Here is an 18097-nt window from a genome sequence, read left to right as displayed (position 1 = left end):
CCGGGTTCCGGGACTATGAGCCGCGCCTGTCGGCATGGCGACGGTCGCCATGGCGGCTTTCTTCGGGGCCGACATGTTCGTGCCAGCCGTTGATCATGGTCTTGAACATGCTGGTGGCAGTGGTGCCGGTGGTGCCGAGATAGATGTGCGCGATCATGAACATCACGATGACGGCGCCGGTGAGGTAGTGCACCACGGCCACCGGCAGCAGGCCGTCGAAACCGAAGACGCGGTCGGGGGCAAATTCGGGAAACAGGAAAAGCAGGCCGGAGAGCAGCATGAGCGGCATGACCATGTACATGATGAACCAGTAGCTCAGCGCCTGCAGGGCATTGAAGTTGGTTTCCTCCGAGACCCGGTAGGGATGCGGCTCGCCGCGGAAGATGCCGAACATGTACCACTTTGCCTGCACCCAGCAGCGCTCGATGATGCCGGGCGGCTTGGGGATGTACTGCCACCAGTTGCCGGTGACGAGGTTGGCCACGACGAAGAAGGCATAGAGCGCGACCAGCGCGATGCCGGCGACCTGGTGGAGGCGCGCAGCCAGCGAGAACTCGACCAGCGGCAGTTTCGGATCGGCGAAATGCAGGCTGAAGCCGGTCACCGAGAGGGTGATGATCAGCAGCGCGTTGCTCCAGTGCCAGAGACGAATCCAAAGGGGCAGCAGATAGATGCGCTCGGTCATTGCTTTTCTCCATTTTTACGGCGGCGCAGGGCGGCGATGAAGCGGACGGCGCCGTGGCCAAGTACGCCGGCCAGCGTGAGGACGATGAACCCGATGACGATCCTGTCCAGCTCCGGGTGCCGGGTGGCACCGATCACATAGGAATTGGAGAGGATCACGCTGTTGGTGAAACCCAGGCGTTGCTGCTCGTCCTTCACCATGTGGCGGTAGAGACGGGTCTTCAGCGAACTGTCGGCCGAGTGGCAGGTCAGGCACTTCTTCTCGGCCTTTTCCTTGTTCAGGATTTCGTGCGAAAGCATCTTGCCCGCCGCCACTTCCGGCGTATGGCATTCGACGCAGCGCACTGCCTTCCAGTGGGCCTTCGTGTTTGGCAACCACTCGTGGATGGTGTCGATGTCCGGGCGCGCCTTCTTCTGCCCGGGCATCTTGTCGCTCGCCGGCGCGAACCGGGCGAAGGTGGCGTCCGAGTTGTGGCAGGCGAGACAGCCATGGTTGTCCTGCTCGACGATCTTGGCCGGATCCTTGAGGCGCAGCGCAAGGACGTTAACGTGGACGTTGTGGCAGGTGTTGCAGGTGAACTTTTCCTTGACTCCCTCGACCTTGGCATGCACCGAGGCATTGAACTGCGGCTCGAGGCGCAACTGCTTGGCGGCATGGCACTCGTTGCAGGGGCTGGTTTCCGTCTTGCCGGCGGCGCCATGCGGATACTCGGCGCCGTAGTGCTTGGACGAATGGCACTGGCGGCAGTCCATCACGCCATGGTCGGCCTTGTTGAAGATTTCCGGCTCGACGCGGGAATCGGCCAGCTTGCTCATGTCGAGGTCAGCGCGCGGCGGCTTGGCGATGCCCGCCGGACTGTGGCAGGCGAAGCAGACCTCGTTGGCCTTGCGGTTCTTGGCGAGCGTTTCGCTGTCGATCGGGCTGTCGCTGCCGGCATGGACCGGCGCTCCGCACAGGCCGGCGACCAGCAGTGCTCCGAAGATTCGTTGGCACCAGGTTGAGAACACCTTGTTTTCCCCTTGATTCGAGATTGATCCGAATCAGGAAAGGCAATCTGCATGCCAATAGGGGTGCCCGGAAAAAACCTCAGCGAATTAAGGGTTTCTCTTTTTGCTGCACCGTTAGGGCTGTCACAAAATCGTGACAGCTGTCATCAGTCGGTGACAAGTCCCCAGCGCTTCATCCGCACATACAGGCTCTGGCGCGGTATCCCGCTCAGGCGGGCGGCTTCCGAAACGTTGCCGCCAGCCGCTTCGAGTATGCGGGTCAGGTAGTCGCGCTCGAAATTGGCGCGCGCCTCTTCGTAGGCGGATGGCAGTGCGACTGCAGCAACCGTTCCATCCGACGCCGGCAGATCGTCCAGGCACACGTGCATGGCGTCGATCGGGCCGCCCGGATGCAGGGCGACCGCGCGTTCGATACAGTGCTTGAGTTCCCGGACGTTGCCCGGCCAGGTCGCGGACTCGAGCCGACGCACGGCATCCGGCGTCAGCGGACCGCAGTTCTTGTGGAATTTCGCATTGAAATGCTCGATGAAGTGGGTGGCGAGCAGGATCACGTCGCCCTGGCGCTCGCGCAGCGGCGGCAGGCGGACCCGGACGACGTTGATGCGGTAGAACAGGTCTTCCCGGAAGCGCCCGGCTTTGACCTCGCCCGCCAGGCTGCGGTTGGTCGCGCAGATGAGGCGGAAATCGGCCTTGCGTGGTTCGGTGCTGCCGATTCGCGTGCACTGGTGGTCCTGGAGCACGCGCAGCAGGCTGCTTTGCAGCTTGGGACTCATGTCGGCGATCTCGTCTAGGAACAGGTTGCCGCCGTGCGCCTTTTCGAAATATCCCGGGGTGGCCACGCTGGCGCCGGTGAAGGCGCCCTTCTCGTAACCGAACAACAGACTTTCGAGCAGGGATTCGGGCAGCGCGCCGCAGTTCACTTCCATGAAGGGCTTGCCTGCCCGTGCGCTCCAGGCGTGGATCAATTTGGCGACGACGTCCTTGCCGGTGCCGCTTTCGCCTTCGAGCAAGACGGTGGTATCGAGCCCGGCGACCTGGCGGATCTGGCCCAGCATCCGTTCCATCGCTGCGCTTTGCCCGATGACCACCGGCGCGCCGTCGATGCTGTCCAGCCGGGCGCGCAGCCCGTCAATTTCACGATAGGCGGCGTCGAGTTCGAGTGCCTTGCCGACGGTGGCCTCGAAGCTTTCGAGATCCTCGAAGGGCTTGGTCAGGTAGTCGAACACCCCCTCGCGCACGGCCGCGACGGCGTCGCGCACGTCGGCGAACCCGGTCATCAGGATGCCGACCAGCTTCGGCCGCCGGGCGCGAAATTCGCGCAGCAGTTCGATGCCGTTGTCGCCCGGCAGGCATTGATCCATCAGCACCAGGTTGAAGTCCTCGTCGGCAAACAGACGGCGTGCCTCGCCGCCATCCGCCGCCAGACGGATATCGACGGACTTGCCGAGCAGGCGATCGAGCAGGGTACGGGTGTAGCGATCGTCGTCGACGACCAGGACTCTGGGTTTCATCGTGGCAGCCATAGTGCAAATTCTGCGCCACCCTGCGGACGATTGCGCGCGGAAACGTGCCCGTGGTGCAGCAGGGCGACCTGCTGGACGACCGGCAGGCCGAGCCCGGTCCCGTCGCTGCGGGTGGTGAAGAAGGGGACGAAGAGCTTGTCCAGCGCTTCCGGCGCGATGCCCCGCCCCTGATCCGCGACGATCAGCGACCAGCCCGGCGCGCCCGAGTCCTCGTCGGTCCCGGCGACCAGCCGGATCGTGATGCCGGCCTGGCCGTCGGTCGCCTGGGCGGCATTCTGCAGGAGATTGAACAGCGCATGACGCACGAGGATCGGATCGATCAGCAGCTCCGGCGGCGGATCGGGCAATTCGACCGCCACCGGCAAATGCCGCGCTTCGGTCTGGCGGAACATCAGCACCGTGTCGTTGATCAGGTCGGCGATCGGCGTCGGCCTGCTCTCGAAACGGGAGACCTTGGAAAATTCGAGCATGCGGCGCACGAAGCTCCGGCAGTCCCTGCCGGCGCGCTGGATTTCGTCGAGCAGCTCGCGGGTGCGATCCGGATCGTCGGCTTCGCGTGCCGCCAGTTCCGCCATATTGACGACGCCGACCAGCGGATTGTTCAGCTGGTGGGCGATGCCGCCGACCATCGTGCCCAGCGCCGAAAGCTTCTCGAGTTGCAGGATGCGCTGGTGCTCGGTGTTCATGCGCAACAGGCGATGCTCGAGTTCGTGCTGGCGCTGGTAGTCCTTGTCGACGCGCTCCAGGGCGACGTAGAAGACGCCGAAGACACCGGCGGCAACTCCCAGGCTGAGCAGGATCACGACCGCCATGTAGCCATTGAAGGTCGCTTCCAGGTCGCTGATGTCGCGGATCAGCAGCAGTTCGCCGATATGATGGCCGGCAGCATCGTCGAGGGGCGCCAGCGCCGCATGCAGCGAACGCCCCTGATCCTTGATCTTGACCGTTTTCCCGGCCAGCAGCCTGGCGAGCACCGTTTCGTCGAGGGTAGCGGGCAGCCCGGTCATCGTTTGCGCCTGGACGACATGGCTCGCGAAGCGACTCCAGTCCCCCTGCCGGTTCATCATGTCCTGCCCCTGCTGCCACTGCGGTTCGGCAAGATAACGCTTGTTGACCAGCACGGCGAGATCGACGGCCAGCGTGGCGCTGACCTCGCTGATCAGATGCTCGATTTCCTCGCCGACTTCGATGTAGCCGAGATGCTGCCTACCCTGGCGCCACGGCATGACCATGCGCAGCGTCAGGGTGCCGAGCGGGCCGAGTTCCAGGCCGTTGACCGGTTCGCTGCGACTGTGCGCCTGCAGCATGGTGGCGCGGTCGATCTTGTCGCCATACCGGTCGGGACTGTGAAAGCGATACAGGTTGACGCGGTCGGGCAGGTCGAAATACAGGTGGGTGATGCGATGGTCGGTTCGCAGGATCTCGAACAGCTCCCGGCCTTGATCCTCCAGCGCCTGCCGGTTGCGTTGCCGGAACGCCTGCGCGATGGCCGCATTGCCCATCATCGCGTGCCCGACGGCATGCATCAGGGCGCTGTCCTTGCCCAGCTTGACGGCAAAAAGCGCGGCCACCGCCGGCGCGCGTTCCGCGAGGTCGCGGTCGCGAACCTTGGCTTCCGCCATGTAGATGGCAGTCGCGAACACCCCCATGATGACGAGCAGCGCCAGCCCGAAGGCGCGCAGAAATGCCGCCTTGATGCTCTTGGGTCTGGTCGGGAAAGCCTGGTTGTCCATCGCCGCGATAGTAGGTTGGAATGCGGCAAGACGCCAAGCGACCGGATCCGGCCGGCAACCACGCGCGACGCCCCGGGGCGCAACCGGCAACCCTGTCCGCAGCGGGCGATTGACCTCCCGCCGATCCGCCGGCAACATCCGGCGCAATGCGCATTCGCCAGCCGTGCTGCGGCGTCGCCCTGTCCGGCATGCGCCCCCGATGGAAGCCTGAATGACGATCGACAACATGCCCCGGCGCCGCCAGGCGCCGAAAGCCGGGATGCTCCGCATCGCGCCGCTGATGGCGATTCCCGAGCTGCTGCAGGAATTCGGCGTGCGCCCCGAACCGCTCATCGAGTCCTGCGGCATCGCGCCGGGCGACTTCGACAACCCCGAAAACCTGGTGCCCTACGTCCGCGCGGCAGCCCTGATCAAGGCCGGCGCGCAGGCTACCGGCTGTCCGCATTTCGGTCTGCTGCTCGGGCAGCGGGGCGGCGCCTCGTCGCTGGGGGCCGTCGGCTTCCTGATGCGCAACGCGCCCGATGTCGGGACGGCCCTGGGCGACCTGGTGGCGAATCTCGACCTCCACGAGCGCGGCGCCAATGCCTTCATGGAAGTGGCGGGCGACATGGCCGCCATCGGTTACGAAATCACCGAGAAGGGCGTGGCCGGCAGCGACGAGGTATACGAAACGGCGCTGGCGATCGGCTGGAAGATCCTGCATGCCTTGTGCGGGCCGGACTGGCGGCCGGTCGAGGTCATGTTCCGGCGCGATCGCCCGGCCGACGTCGGCGTCTACGAACGCTTCTTCAAGGCGCCGGTGCATTTCAACGCCGAACGGAATTGCCTGCGCTTCGCAGCGGCCTGCCTGACGCGCCCGATCAGCCAGGCCGACCCCTTGCTGCGGCGGCATTTCGAGCAGTACCTGAGCGACTTGCGCCGGCATGCGGACGCCGGTTTTCACGACGAGGCCTACCTCGCCATCTTCGCCCGCCTCGGCAGCAGCCGCCTCACCCTCAACGCGCTGGCCGCCGAACTGTCGCTACACCCGCGCACCCTGAACCGGCGCCTCGAAACGGCCGGTACCAGCTTCCGCGAGCTGTACAACAAGGCCCGCCACGATCTCGCCTGCCAGCTGCTGTGCGACACCCGCAGCAGCCTCAAGGAAATCGCCAGGATGCTCGGCTATTCCAACGCCAGCGCCTTCAACCGCGCCTTCGTCGCCTGGGAGGGCATTTCGCCGGCGGCCTGGCGCAAGAAATAGCGGCGGCGGTTCAGCGGTTTTGCCCCGGTTTCTGGGGTTGACCGCGGCGAAGGTGCTCGATCAGCTGCTGCGCCTCGGGGTTGTCCGGATGCGCGGCCAGCAGGCGCTCGGCGTAGCGCAGCGCGGATTCCCGGCGGCCTTCCTGCAGGTACAGGCTCGCCAGCGCATAGGCGTAGGCCGGCTCGCCGGAATCGAGGTCGTAGGCCCGGATCAGCGCCGCTTCGGCGTCGCGCCGGCGGCCGAGCTGCTGCAGCGCCAGGCCGTGGTTGTAGGCGATGCGGGCGTTGTCCGGCTGCAGACGGGCGGCCGCCCCCAGTTCCCCGGCCGCCGCGGCGAGTTGCCCCGATTCGGCGAGCAGGAGGCCGAGCGAATAGTGCAGGCCGCCATCGTCGGGACTGCGCCGGACGCCCTCGCGCAGCACGGCCTCGGCCGCGGCGTGGTCGCCGGCTGCGCTCAGGTGGCTGGCGAAAGCAGTGCGCGCCGGCACCAGGTAGGGGTCCATCTCCAGGGTGCGGGCATAGAGCGCCCGCGCTGCGGCGTCCTCGCCGCGCAGCGAATTCAGATTGGCCAGGTTGAGGCTGGTAGCCGGCATGTCGGCCAGCGCGGCCTGGGCGTCCATGTATTCGGCGAACGCCGCGTCGAAGGCCCGCCGTTCGGCCGTGGAAAAACTCGCCAGCGGCACGGTGGACAGGCTGCGCGCCGCCTGGATGCGGACCAGGCGGACCGGGTCGTGCAGCAGGGGCGCCAGCGCGTAGAGGCGACGGGCCGGCGGCTGGTCGGCCAGCGCCTGGGCGGCCGCCGCGCGCACCAGCGCCTCGCGGTCGTCCCGGGCCTGCATCAGGGCGCTCTGCGCCGCCTCGCCATCGTCGCGCAGCATCTCGATGGCCGTCGCGCGGACGATGGCGGCCTGGTCGGGGTCGCGGATGATCGCCAGCAGGGCGGGACCAGCCTCGCGCCGGCCGGCGCGGGCAGCGGCGAAGGCCGGCGCGAAGGTCGCTTCCTGGCGGCGGCCGGCGCCGTACCAGCCGGCAACGGCGGCGGCCGCCCAGACCGGCGTGCGGTCGGCGTGGCACTGGTTGCAGGCGTTCGGCGTGCCGAGCCTGGCCGAGAGATCGGGGCGCGGAATGCGGAAACTGTGATCGGGACGCGCGTGGACGACCATGTAATTTTTGCTCGGCATGTGGCAGCTCGTGCACTGGGCGGCGGCACCGCCGGCCGGATGGAAGTGGTGCGCCGGGGTGTCGTAATCGGCGTGCCGTAGGGTCGGAAAGCGCGGGTTGCCGGCGGCGTTGTGGCATTGGGTGCACACCGCGTTGCCGGCGGCCTTGAGCCTCAGGCTGTGGGCGTCGTGGCAATCGGTGCAGCGCACGCCGCGCTGGTACATCCGGCTCTGCAGCATCGAGCCTTAGACGTAGACCTCGTCGAGCTGCTGGCCGTCGGCGTGATACAGCCCCTCGCGCAGCAGTTCCGGCTGATGGTTGTCGAGATAGGGCACGCCCGGCGCGTCGCCGTCGCTCAGGCGCTGGCGGCGCGAATGGCAGGCGCCGCAGGCGTCGACCTCGTGGCGCGCATCGCCGGCCCGGAAATCGACCACCAGGCCATAACGCGCGTGACCGTCGGCCGGCGCCGGCTTGCCGCCCTGCCGCGCCTCGGCCCAGGCGACGTGGGCGCCGCCAGGGCCGTGACACGACTGGCAGCCGACGTTGAGCAGATCCCAGCGGGTGTCGTAGGTGTCGGTCCTGGTATCGTAGCCCTTGCGCAGGTTGGTGCTGTGGCACTCGGCGCACATCAGGTTCCAGTTCTGGTAGCGCCCGCTCCAGTGCAGCCGGTCGTCGGCGGCGCGGCGGGTTTCGCCGGCCAGATGGAACCAGCGCCGCTGGCGCGTATCCCAGGCGAGCGGCAGAGCCTGCAGGCGGCCGCCGGGAAATTCGACCAGGTATTGCTGCAGGGGATCGACGCCGAAGGTGTACTTGACCTCGAAATCCTGCGCCTTGCCGTCGGCCCCCGGCGTGTTGACGAAGAATCGGCCGTCGCGCCGGAAAAAACGCGACTTCTCGCCCTTGCGGGTGAAGCTGGCATTGTTGAAATCGCCGCGCACGCTGGCTTCGCTGGCGTGCATCATCGCCTGGTCGTGGTGCGAACCCTGCCAGGCCGAGAACGCCTTTTCATGGCATTGGGCGCAGGCCGTTTCGGCGACATAGGCGACCGGCCGCGCCGCACCTTGCAGCGCCGGCACCGCCGCTTCGCCCGCCGGCGCCGGGCCACGCGACCACCAGAAGGCGACGGCAGCAACGACGACGAACAGCAGGATGGCGGCAAGCGGCGCCCACAGGCGGCCCGAACCGCCACCGGCGCGCGGCGCGCTGCCCGTCCTTTGATCGGCGCCGGCCGCCGCCGTCCCGGCCCGCGGCCGTCCCTTGTACTTCACGATTCAGCGCTCCCCCGCAATGTTGATCGCATTTTGCCGCCATGCTGGCGCAAGAAGCACAAATGTCGCAAACGGTGAATAGATTGTCGCAACATGTAAGTTTTTTGACATTTATTAGTTCTAGAATTATCCATAAGGTATTCATGAGGCCCGGCAGCTGGGAGGCGATCCGGGCTTGATCTTTTGGCGCGTCACCACAGGGGGATTCATGAAGCATCAGGCCATACGCACCGCGGCGGTCGCCGCGACCACCGCAGCAGCGCTGCTGACACCCGGCCTGGCGAATGCCCAGACTGCCGTCGCCGAGGGCTGGAAGTTCACCGTGGAGCCTTACATCTGGCTGCCCACCGTCAAGGGCGAGCTCAACTACGGGCCGCCGCCGCTGGGTGGCGGCAGTGCCCGCGTCAAGATCGACCCCGACAACTATTTCGACAGCCTGGACATGGCGGCGATGGTGACCGGCACCGCGCGCAACGGCCGCTGGGTGCTCGGCACCGACCTGATCTATCTCCATTTCTCCGGCACCGACGGCAAGGTGCAGAGCGTCGATCTCAACCCCGGCCCCGGCCCGGTCAATATCTCGACGTCGTCGGTCAATGCCGGCGCAACCTCCGACCTCAAGGGCGTGGTGTGGACGATGGCCGGCGGCTATGCACTGGTGCAGGAGCCGAAGGCGAACCTGGAGGTGCTTGGCGGCTTCCGCTATCTCGGCCTCGACGCCGAAACCAACTGGTCGCTGACGACGACGATCACCGGCACCGGCCCCGGCGGACGCACGGCAACCTTCGCCCGCCAGGGCGGCGTCAGCAAGCGTGAAGACATCTGGGCCGGCATCGTCGGCCTGCGCGGCCGCGCGAATTTCGGCGAGAGCGACTGGTTCGCCCGCGGTTACGTCGACGTCGGCGGCGGCGGTTCGACCTTCACCTGGCAGGGCGTCGCCGGCATCGGCTACGCCTTCAAGTGGGGCGACCTCGTGGTCGACTACCGCTACCTGTACTACAGCCAGGATGACGACAAGCTGCTCGACAACCTGAGCTTCGGCGGCCTGGCGATCGGGGCCAACTTCCGCTTCTGAGCAAGCGGCAACATGCAGTAGCTGTCTGGAGAAAGCAACATGAAAAACACCGCACTGGCAGTGATTTTCGGGCTTGCGGGGCTGTTGACCGCAGCCGCCCCGCAACCGGCCTCGGCCCAGCAGGTGACCGGCGTGTTGGGTTCGCCCGATGCGACGACGACGATCAGCAACAAGCAGTTGCCGGCACCCGACCCCAAGTTCGGCGGCGTCATCAAGAACGATGCGCTGCAGTCCAAGTACTGGTGGGCACCGCGCATCGTGCCGCCCAAGGGCGCGCCGAACGTGCTGCTGATCATCACCGACGACGCCGGCTTTGGCGTGCCCAGCACCTTCGGCGGCGTCATCCCGACGCCCACCATGGACCGCATCGCCAACAACGGCCTGCGCTACAACCGCGTCTTCTCGACGGCGCTGTGCTCGCCGACGCGCGCCGCGCTGATCACCGGGCGCAACCACCATTCGGCCGGCTTCGGCGTGATCTCCGAGCAGTCCACCGGCTTCCCCGGCTACAACTCGATCATCGAGCGCGACAAGGCGACGATCGGCCGCATGCTCAAGGACAACGGCTACTCCACCGCGTGGTTCGGCAAGGACCATAACGTGCCGGCCTTCCAGGCGAGCCAGGTCGGCCCGTTCGACCAGTGGCCCATCGGCATGGGCTTCGAGTACTTCTACGGCTTCGTCGGCGGCGACTCCAACCAGTGGCAGCCGAACCTGTTCCGCAATACCACGCAGATCTATCCGTTCCAGGGCAAGCCGGGCTGGAACCTGATCACGGGCATGGCGGACGACGCGGTGGACTACATCTCGCGCATGCACCAGATCGACCCGGCCAAGCCGATCTTCATCAAGTACGCGCCGGGCGCCACGCACGCGCCGCACCACCCGACCAAGGAATGGGTGGAGAAGATCCGGGCGATGAAACTCTTCGACGATGGCTACGAGAAGCTGCGCGAAACCATCTTCGAGAACCAGAAGAGGCTCGGTGTGATCCCCAAGGACCTGAAGCTCACGCCCTGGCCTAGCGACGTGCTGAAGCCCTGGGCATCGCTTACCGCCGAGGAAAAGAAGCTCTTCATCCGCCAGGTCGAAGTCTTTGCCGCCTATGCAGCCTACAGCGACAGCGAGATCGGCCGCGTAGTCCAGGCCTTCGAGGACGCTGGCCGCCTGGACAACACGCTGATCATCTACATCAACGGCGACAACGGCACCAGCGCCGAGGGCGGGCCCCTGGGCACGCCGAACGAGGTGGCCTTTTTCAACGGCCTGAACGAGTTGCCGGCGGAAGTTCAGATGAAATTCTACGACGTCTGGGGTACCGAGCAAACCTACAACCACATGTCGGCCGGCTGGTCGTGGGCCTTCGACACACCCTTCGACTGGTTCAAGCAGAACGCCTCGCGCCTCGGCGGCATCAACCAGAACATGGCGGTGTCGTGGCCGGCGCGGATCAAGGACAAGGGCGCGCTGCGCGAGCAGTTCATCCACGTCATCGACGTCGTGCCGACCATCCTCGAAGCCGCCGGACTGAAGGCGCCCGATATCGTCGACGGCATCAAGCAGGCACCGATCGAGGGCACCAGCTTCCTCTACACCTTCGACGCGAAGAACGCGAAAGCGCCGTCGCGCCACAAGACCCAGTACTTCGAAATGATGGGCCAGTGGGCCTTGTACGACGACGGCTGGCTGCTCAGCACCAAGGTCAACCGTGCGCCGTGGCAGGCCTTCGGCGCGGCCAATCCCGACCCGCTGAACAACCAGGTCTTCCAGCTCTACAACCTCAAGGAAAGCTGGAACCAACAGGAGGACGTTGCCGCGAAGTACCCGCAGAAGGTCAAGGAGATGCGCTCGGCGTTCCTGGCCGAGGCGAAGAAGCACCAGGTGCTGCCGCTTGATGCGTCGGTGGCTGCGCGTATCGTCGCGCCACGCCCGAACATCACCGCGGGCCGCAACGAGTTCGTCTATACGCGGCCGATGACCGGCCTGCCGCAGGGCGATTCGCCGTTCATCCTGAACGCTTCCTATACCTTCACGGCGGACATCGACGTGCCGCAGGGCGGTGCCGAAGGGATGATCGTGACCTCGGGCGGCCGCTTCGCCGGCTACGGCTTCTATCTGCTCAAGGGCAAGCCGGTGTGGCTGTGGAACATGGTCGATCTGGAACGCCTGAAGTGGGAAGGCCCGGATGTCCTGACGCCGGGCAAGCACACCCTCGAGTTCGACTTCAAGTACGACGGCCTGGGCGCCGGCACGCTGGCGTTCAACAACTTCAGCGGCGTCGGTCGGCCAGGCACGGGCACGCTCAAGGTCGACGGCAAGGTGGTCGCGACCAAGACGATGCCTAAGACGCTGCCGATGATCCTGCAGTGGGACGAAAGCTTCGACGTCGGTTCCGACACGCTGACCGGCGTGAACGATGCCGACTACAAGCCGCCGTTCGCCTTCACCGGCAAACTGAACAAGCTGACGATCAAGATCGACCGGCCGCAATTGTCGCCGGAGGACATCAAGAAGCTCGAAGCGGCGATGAAGGGCAAGGACTGACCGTCGTGATGGTGCTGGCGCCAGTTCGGCGCCAGCCGGGCATTTTCCGGAGGCTGCTGCGTTGATGATGAAAATGGCCGCTTTTTCGCTGTCGACCGCAGCACTGCTTGTCAGCCTGATTCCCTTGCCGGCGCAGGCGCAGGTCAGGGCGGACGCCCCAGCGGCACAGGCCGAAAGTATCTTCGGCGCGCTGCCGGGCCGCTGGGTGCGGCCGGATGGCGGCTACGTCATCAACATCAGGGGTGTCGACGCCGGAGGCAAGCTGGACGCTTCCTACGCCAATCCCAATCCACTGCCGTTCTCCAGGGCCGAGGCGACGCGCGAGGGCAAGACCATCCGCTTATTCTTCGAACTGCGCGCCGGCGGCTACAACGGCTCGACCTACACGCTGACCTACGACCCGGCGAGCGATGTGCTCAAGGGCGTCTATTACCAGGCGGTGGCGCAACAGAAGTTCGATATCTATTTCACGCGTGCAAGGTGAATAAGACTTTTCTTCGGGAACGATCATGCAGTATTTCCAAAAGCAGGTAGTAGCAGTTGGGTTGGGTGCCATGTGTCTTTCGGGTGCCGTGCACGCCGAACTGAGCGCCGAGGAACTGGCCAAGCTGGCGCAGAATCCGGTCGGCAATCTGGTCAGCATCCCCTTCCAGAACAACACCAACCTCAACTTCGGGCCGGAGAAGAAGACCCAGAACATCCTCAACATCCAGCCGGTGATCCCGGTTTCGGTCAACGAGGACTGGAACATCATCACCCGCACCATCGTGCCGGTGGTGTCGCAGCCGGCGCTCTATCCCGGCGACGACCGCACCAACGGGCTGGGCGACACGGTGTTCACCGCCTTCCTCTCCCCGGCCAAGCCGGGCAGCGTGATCTGGGGGGCGGGGCCGGTGGTGCAGCTGCCGACCAATACCGACTCGCAACTCGGCAACCGCAACTGGGGCATGGGGCTGTCCGGCGTCGTGCTGCACCTGGAACACGGCAGCCCTTGGGTCTACGGGGTGCTGGTCAACAACATCTGGTCGCTGAGCGACAGCGGCACCGGTGGCTCGTACAACAATGCGACCATCCAGCCCTTCCTCAACTACAACTTTCCCGGCGGGCTCTACCTGACCACCTCCCCCATCATCACTGCCAACTGGAAGGCGGAGGACAGCCAGCGCTGGACGGTGCCGCTGGGCGGCGGTGTCGGCAAGATTTTCCACATCGGCAAACTGCCGGTGAACACGCAGCTTTCGGCGTATTACAACGTGGTGACACCGGACGACGGCGCCAACTGGCAGATCCGTTTCCAGGTCCAGTTCATGTTCCCCAAATAACTTTACCGGCGTGACCTCACGCCACTTTTGCAGGAGAAAATCATGTTGAAAAAAGCACTGCTTCCCCTCGCCCTCGTCGCCGCGCTCGGCGGTTGCGTCAGCCAGAGCACCTACAACCAGGAAGTCCAGACGGCCAACACCTACGCCGCCCAGAGCAAGACCTACCAGGCGCTCAACGCCCAGCTGCAGAAGGAGGTCCAGGCCGACCAGGTGCGCATCAAGCAGCTCGAGGGCCGCCTGACGATCACCCTGATCGACGAAATCCTCTTCGCCTCCGGCAGCGCCGAAATGCATGCCGCGGGTCGCAGCACGCTGGAAAAGATCGTCGGCACCCTGCAGTCGACCACCGACAAGCGCATCGTCATCCGCGGCTATACCGACAACGAGCCGATCGGCCCCGCCCTGCGCGCCCGCTATCCGAGCAACTGGGAACTGTCGACCGCGCGCGCCAGCGACGTCGTCCGCTTCCTGCAGGCCAAGGGCATCGATCCGAAGCGCCTCGAAGCCGCCGGCTACGGCGAATACCAGCCGGTCGCCTCCAACGCGACGCCGGCCGGCCGCAAGGAAAACCGCCGCATCGAGATCGTCCTCACCGACATGGCTTACTGAACGCCACCCGCCAAGGAGCGAAGCATGAAGAAACACCTGATCCTGCTTGCCACGCTGGGCTGCATCGCCGGCGCCGCGCACGCGCAGTACCCCATCCTCGACGCGGTGGCCAATCGCGTCGTCCAGAAATACCAGTCCGAGAACTGCGAAGATCTTTGGAAGAAGAAGGGCGAGCCGAAGTCGCCGGAAGAGCAGCGCGTCATCGAGTTCCTGCGCCAGGATCCGCAGATGCGCACGGCCTTCATCGACAAGGTCGCCGGGCCCATCGTCAACAAGATGTTCGAATGCGGGCTGATTCCATGAGCCCGGCCGACCGCATCTTCCGCCGGCCGGCCCGCCTGGCGCTGGCCATCGCCCTGGGTTGCGCGGCGCTGGGCGCCACTGCCGCCGACCCGGCGCCAACGGTCAGACCGGCCAAGGTGGCCAAGAAGCCGGCCGCCCCGGCCTTCAAGCCGATCGTCGAGGAACGCGCCATGGCGCTGCTCAAGGCGACGAGCGAGCGCCTCGCGGCGGCGAAGACGATGTCCTTCACCGCCACGGCCGACTTCGAATTCCCGAGCAAGCTCGGGCCGGCCATCGTCTACAGCATGCGCTACGACGTCGCGCTGCAGCGGCCGGACCGCCTGCGCGTCATCGTGCCCGGCGACGGGCCGGCGTCGGAGTTCTACTACGACGGCAAGACGCTGATGGCCTTCGCCCCGGCGGAAAACCTGGTCGCCGTCGCCGAGGCGCAGCCGACCATCGACGCCATGCTGCAGCAGGCGTACCAGAAGGCGGCCGTCTTCTTCCCGTTCGCCGACCTGATCGCCGCCGACCCCTACACGGCGCTGGCGGCGGGCGCCAAGTCGGCGTTCTACATCGGGCCGTCGGGCGTCGTCGGCGGCGTCCCGACCGAGATGGTGGCATGGGCTGACAACGACGTCTTCCTGCAGATCTGGATCGGCAGCGACGACAAGCTGCCGCGCCGCATCCGCGCTGTCTACCGCGCCGATCCGCTGCGCCTGCGCCACGATCTCGAACTTTCCAACTGGCAGCTCGACGCGCCGATCGCCGTCGACGCCTTCGCCTCGGCCAAGGCGCAGGCGGCCGACCGCATTCCCTTCGTCCATCCGGGCGCGGCGCCGCCGCCGGGCGTCAAGCCACTGACGGCGGGCAAGGCGACAAAGGGCAAAGCGGCAGCATCTTCCGGAGGTGGCAAATGAATCGGCAACGCGACATGAAAAGGACGGCGGCGCTCGTTTCGGTACTGCTGGCGGCCGGCCTGTGGGCCTCCGAGGCGGCGGCCTGGCGCAGCGCCAACCGTTTCGGCGGCGGCACCGAGCATACCTGGGGCCAGACCGGCCATGAGAACCGCTGGGGCGGCAGCACCGAACACGTGGCGGGCGAAGGTACCGAGCACACCAACGCCTGGGGCGGCGACACCGCGCACGCCTACGGCGGCGGCACCGAGCACACCAACGTCTACGGCGGCACGACGGCCGGCCGCTACGGCGAGGGCGCCTACCACACCTACCCGGGCGGCGCGACGGCGTATCGCCCGCCGGGCGTCCCGCCACCGCCGCCGGCGGTCTATCACCCACCGGTGGCAGTGCCCTATTACAGCACCGGCTGCTACGGTTGCGCGGCGGCGGCCGGCGCCGTGGTCGGCATGGCGACCGGCGCCGCCATCGCCTCGGCGAACACCGCGGCGGCCACCTCGAACGCCTACGCCGCCGGCGTCGCGACCGGCAGCGCCAGCACCGCCGCGGCCACCACCAATGCCTACAACGCGGGCGTCGCCGCCGGCGCGGCCGGTGCCGCGCCGGCCGGGGGCTACACGATGGGGGGCAGCTACGCCCAGTTGCCGTCCGGCTGCATCCGGCCCAGCGTGGCCGGCGCGACCTACTACCTGTGCGGCAACACCTGGTTCAAGCCGGTTTACGGCGCGAACGGGGTGTACTACCAGGTCGTGCCGACGCCGTAGGGGCTGCGCAGTCGATTCACGCCCTCCCCTGCCAGGGGAGGGCCGGCGCAGGGATGGGGCTCTGGAATGCTGTAGCGCCGCAAATCCTGAACCCATCTCCCGCCCTCTCCCTTCAGGGGAAGGGACTGGCGGCGCGGTTTCGGTTCCCCGCGCCAAGGGCGCGCTAGAATCGGCCTTACGCCGCCTGTTGCGGTCGACCGCCTGAAAAGCTCGAAAACCGATGCGCCCTTCCCGCTCCGAAACCCTCGACCTGCCCGCCGTTCGCCTCCACATCCGCCGCTGGGGCGATCCGCAGGCGCCCCTGCTGTTCCTGCTGCACGGCTGGATGGACGTTTCCGCCTCGTTCCAGTTCGTCGTCGACGAACTGCAGCGCGACTGGAACATCGTCGCCCCCGACTGGCGCGGCTTCGGGCGCTCGCAATGGCTGCACCGCCCCTATTTCTTCGCCGAACACCTCGGCGACCTCGAGGCCATCATCGACCGCTACGCGCCGGCCGGCCAGGTCCGCCTCGCCGGCCACAGCATGGGCGGCATCCTCGCCTGCCTGTACGCCGGCATCCGCCCCGGACGCGTCGAAAAGCTGATCACCCTGGAAGGCTTCGGCATCGCCCCGACGAAGCCCGGCATGGCGCCGGAGCGTTACCAGCAGTGGCTGGGCGCCCTCCGGAAGCCGCCGCGCATGCACGTCTATGCCGACCGCGCCGCCTTCGCCCGCCGCCTGCTGCACAGCGACCGCTTCCTGACGCCGGAACGCGCCGCCTTCCTCGCCAAGCACCTGGCGCGCATCGGCGACGGCGAGAACAAGGCCGGCGAGCGCCGGCACGGGGTCATCTGGAACGGCGACCCGTGGCACAAGGCGCCGGCGCCCTACCTGTTCCGCCTCGAAGAATCGATGGCCATCTGGAAACAGGTCGCCTGCCCGGTGCTCTGGGTGGCCGGCCGCGAATCGTGGATCGTCCGCGACTACGCGACCCGCCCCGGCGACTGGGAAGCCCGCCGCGCCTGCTTCGCCGACGTCGACGAAAAGTGGATCGACGGCGCCGACCACATGCTGCACCACGACCAGCCGGCAGCGGTGGCGCGAATCATCGAGGATTTTTTCGGCTAGCGGCCACCGAGTGCGGTCGACCCGTTTTTTTTGGGCAAATTCCGGCCGGGTCAGCCGCCGGAAACCAGCGCGTCGGGAATCTCGAAACGTTCCTCGCTGCCGAAACGGACGACGCTGACATCGCCGTTGCGCTCGACGGAAAACATCTCCGGCGAATCCGCCGCCACCACCCTGCCCTTGACGAACAGGATGCGGCGCTTGAGGCCGTCGCCCCAGCGCACCTCGACGGTCGCCGTCCCGTCGAAACCGCGGCGGATGACGAAGGCTTCGCATTCCTTCGTTTTGGCATCGAAGGGGGGCACGCAGGCGATCTTCGCCGAAGCATGAAAAGGTGTGCCGGGAATCAGCGCATCCTTGGCGGCCGGCGTCGCCGCCAGCGGCTGGCCGCTGACGCCAACGGTCAGCATATAGTTTGCCGATTCATTGCGGCGCGCGGCACTGCGCATCAGGTAGACGCGAATCACGTAATCGCCGTCCGCCGGCAGCACGCCCGAGAACTGGTTACCGGACGTGCTGCCGACGAACATCGCGACATCGCTGCTGCCCGGCGGCAGGATGTTGAAATAGTTGGCGCCGTTGCCGGTCTGCATCTCGACGCTCAAGGTCTGTCCAGCTGCGGCGTGCACCACGTAGTCGATGTAGCGATACCCCTTGATCCGGCCCTTGACCACCGTTGAGCTCGCGCCCTTGGTAAAGTGGACGAGCTCGCTGCGACGATCCGGGTCGCCCGGGGCCGCGCTGGCGACGAGCGGCTGGGCAAGGATCAACGCAGCGGCAATTGTGCCGATAACGCATTTCATGACTGAGCTCCTTGGCTAAATGGCGAAACCTGATGGCGACCGGAAAAAGGCGTCCGA

Annotated in this window: 17 protein-coding genes; 10 read left to right on the top strand and 7 right to left on the bottom strand. The window is 66.5% G+C overall.

The features are described 5' to 3' along the window. Positions 1 to 13: 13 nt before the first annotated feature. The 4 genes from GH660_RS11465 to GH660_RS11450 all read right to left on the bottom strand — a co-directional run bounded on the left by GH660_RS11465 (position 14) and on the right by GH660_RS11450 (position 4948). Positions 14 to 685: a cytochrome b/b6 domain-containing protein gene (locus GH660_RS11465; RefSeq protein WP_153146792.1), complete on the bottom strand. Its 672-nt coding sequence runs from the start codon at positions 683 to 685 to the stop codon at positions 14 to 16. Continuing rightward, complete coding sequence (locus GH660_RS11460) at positions 682 to 1692, bottom strand: hypothetical protein (RefSeq protein ID WP_153146791.1); 1011 nt, start codon at positions 1690 to 1692, stop codon at positions 682 to 684. The genes GH660_RS11465 and GH660_RS11460 overlap by 4 nt, the downstream gene beginning before the upstream one ends. Before the next feature lie 146 nt (positions 1693 to 1838). Next, positions 1839 to 3203 (bottom strand): sigma-54 dependent transcriptional regulator, encoded by a 1365-nt coding sequence (locus GH660_RS11455; RefSeq protein WP_153146790.1) that lies wholly within the window; start codon positions 3201 to 3203, stop codon positions 1839 to 1841. Continuing rightward, positions 3200 to 4948, bottom strand: a complete 1749-nt coding sequence (locus tag GH660_RS11450) for an ATP-binding protein (protein ID WP_153146789.1) — start codon at positions 4946 to 4948, stop codon at positions 3200 to 3202. Before GH660_RS11450 ends, GH660_RS11455 begins: the two co-directional genes overlap by 4 nt. Before the next feature lie 211 nt (positions 4949 to 5159). Here GH660_RS11450 and GH660_RS11445 point away from each other — a divergent pair, with 211 nt between their 5' ends. Then, a complete protein-coding gene (locus tag GH660_RS11445; protein WP_153146788.1) occupies positions 5160 to 6191 on the top strand; it encodes an AraC family transcriptional regulator in 1032 nt (343 codons plus the stop codon). A gap of 10 nt (positions 6192 to 6201) precedes the next feature. On the opposite strand, the gene GH660_RS11440 is transcribed toward GH660_RS11445, so the two are convergent. Continuing rightward, entirely contained in the window at positions 6202 to 7575 is a 1374-nt protein-coding gene (locus GH660_RS11440) for a tetratricopeptide repeat protein (RefSeq protein ID WP_194266297.1), read from the bottom strand. A 21-nt stretch (positions 7576 to 7596) separates the two neighbouring features. Next, positions 7597 to 8619: a multiheme c-type cytochrome gene (locus tag GH660_RS11435; RefSeq protein WP_153146786.1), complete on the bottom strand. Its 1023-nt coding sequence runs from the start codon at positions 8617 to 8619 to the stop codon at positions 7597 to 7599. A gap of 208 nt (positions 8620 to 8827) precedes the next feature. Between GH660_RS11435 and GH660_RS11430 the strand changes: the two genes are divergently transcribed. From GH660_RS11430 to GH660_RS11390, 9 genes are all read left to right on the top strand, one after another. After that, positions 8828 to 9694, top strand: a complete 867-nt coding sequence (locus tag GH660_RS11430; protein ID WP_153146785.1) for a hypothetical protein — start codon at positions 8828 to 8830, stop codon at positions 9692 to 9694. Positions 9695 to 9733: 39 nt separating this feature from the next. Next, complete coding sequence (locus tag GH660_RS11425; protein ID WP_153146784.1) at positions 9734 to 12238, top strand: arylsulfatase; 2505 nt, start codon at positions 9734 to 9736, stop codon at positions 12236 to 12238. 64 nt (positions 12239 to 12302) lie between these two features. Beyond that, on the top strand, positions 12303 to 12722 hold the full coding sequence (locus tag GH660_RS11420) for a hypothetical protein (protein WP_228276469.1): 420 nt from the start codon (positions 12303 to 12305) through the stop codon (positions 12720 to 12722). 70 nt (positions 12723 to 12792) lie between these two features. Further along, entirely contained in the window at positions 12793 to 13560 is a 768-nt protein-coding gene (locus GH660_RS11415) for a neuromedin U (RefSeq protein ID WP_153146783.1), read from the top strand. Positions 13561 to 13602: 42 nt separating this feature from the next. Beyond that, on the top strand, positions 13603 to 14169 hold the full coding sequence (locus tag GH660_RS11410; protein WP_153146782.1) for an OmpA family protein: 567 nt from the start codon (positions 13603 to 13605) through the stop codon (positions 14167 to 14169). Positions 14170 to 14193: 24 nt separating this feature from the next. Then, on the top strand, positions 14194 to 14472 hold the full coding sequence (locus GH660_RS11405; protein WP_153146781.1) for a hypothetical protein: 279 nt from the start codon (positions 14194 to 14196) through the stop codon (positions 14470 to 14472). Further along, positions 14469 to 15371: a DUF2092 domain-containing protein gene (locus GH660_RS11400; protein WP_153146780.1), complete on the top strand. Its 903-nt coding sequence runs from the start codon at positions 14469 to 14471 to the stop codon at positions 15369 to 15371. Before GH660_RS11405 ends, GH660_RS11400 begins: the two co-directional genes overlap by 4 nt. Next, positions 15368 to 16132 carry a hypothetical protein gene (locus GH660_RS11395; RefSeq protein WP_228276468.1) on the top strand — a complete coding sequence of 255 codons (765 nt, stop codon included), beginning with the start codon at positions 15368 to 15370 and terminating at the stop codon, positions 16130 to 16132. Before GH660_RS11400 ends, GH660_RS11395 begins: the two co-directional genes overlap by 4 nt. Before the next feature lie 220 nt (positions 16133 to 16352). Next, entirely contained in the window at positions 16353 to 17240 is an 888-nt protein-coding gene (locus GH660_RS11390; RefSeq protein ID WP_153146779.1) for an alpha/beta fold hydrolase, read from the top strand. 50 nt (positions 17241 to 17290) lie between these two features. Here GH660_RS11390 and GH660_RS11385 read toward each other — a convergent pair whose 3' ends face one another. Further along, entirely contained in the window at positions 17291 to 18040 is a 750-nt protein-coding gene (locus GH660_RS11385; protein ID WP_153146778.1) for a hypothetical protein, read from the bottom strand. Positions 18041 to 18097 lie beyond the last annotated feature (57 nt).

This window comes from Dechloromonas sp. H13 (genome assembly GCF_009469615.1).
Lineage (GTDB): Bacteria > Pseudomonadota > Gammaproteobacteria > Burkholderiales > Rhodocyclaceae > Azonexus.
The sequence above is the reverse complement of the archived record's forward strand: the minus strand, read 5'-3'. Positions and strand labels throughout refer to the sequence as shown.

Coding starts and splice junctions, on each gene's coding strand:
- GH660_RS11465 (WP_153146792.1), bottom strand. CDS start 685: ATGACCGAGCGCATCTATCTGCTGCCCCTTTGGATTCGTCTCTGGCAC.
- GH660_RS11455 (WP_153146790.1), bottom strand. CDS start 3,203: ATGAAACCCAGAGTCCTGGTCGTCGACGACGATCGCTACACCCGTACC.
- GH660_RS11450 (WP_153146789.1), bottom strand. CDS start 4,948: ATGGACAACCAGGCTTTCCCGACCAGACCCAAGAGCATCAAGGCGGCA.
- GH660_RS11445 (WP_153146788.1), top strand. CDS start 5,160: ATGACGATCGACAACATGCCCCGGCGCCGCCAGGCGCCGAAAGCCGGG.
- GH660_RS11440 (WP_194266297.1), bottom strand. CDS start 7,575: ATGTACCAGCGCGGCGTGCGCTGCACCGATTGCCACGACGCCCACAGC.
- GH660_RS11430 (WP_153146785.1), top strand. CDS start 8,828: ATGAAGCATCAGGCCATACGCACCGCGGCGGTCGCCGCGACCACCGCA.
- GH660_RS11425 (WP_153146784.1), top strand. CDS start 9,734: ATGAAAAACACCGCACTGGCAGTGATTTTCGGGCTTGCGGGGCTGTTG.
- GH660_RS11420 (WP_228276469.1), top strand. CDS start 12,303: ATGATGAAAATGGCCGCTTTTTCGCTGTCGACCGCAGCACTGCTTGTC.
- GH660_RS11415 (WP_153146783.1), top strand. CDS start 12,793: ATGTGTCTTTCGGGTGCCGTGCACGCCGAACTGAGCGCCGAGGAACTG.
- GH660_RS11410 (WP_153146782.1), top strand. CDS start 13,603: ATGTTGAAAAAAGCACTGCTTCCCCTCGCCCTCGTCGCCGCGCTCGGC.
- GH660_RS11405 (WP_153146781.1), top strand. CDS start 14,194: ATGAAGAAACACCTGATCCTGCTTGCCACGCTGGGCTGCATCGCCGGC.
- GH660_RS11400 (WP_153146780.1), top strand. CDS start 14,469: ATGAGCCCGGCCGACCGCATCTTCCGCCGGCCGGCCCGCCTGGCGCTG.
- GH660_RS11395 (WP_228276468.1), top strand. CDS start 15,368: ATGAATCGGCAACGCGACATGAAAAGGACGGCGGCGCTCGTTTCGGTA.
- GH660_RS11390 (WP_153146779.1), top strand. CDS start 16,353: ATGCGCCCTTCCCGCTCCGAAACCCTCGACCTGCCCGCCGTTCGCCTC.
- GH660_RS11385 (WP_153146778.1), bottom strand. CDS start 18,040: ATGAAATGCGTTATCGGCACAATTGCCGCTGCGTTGATCCTTGCCCAG.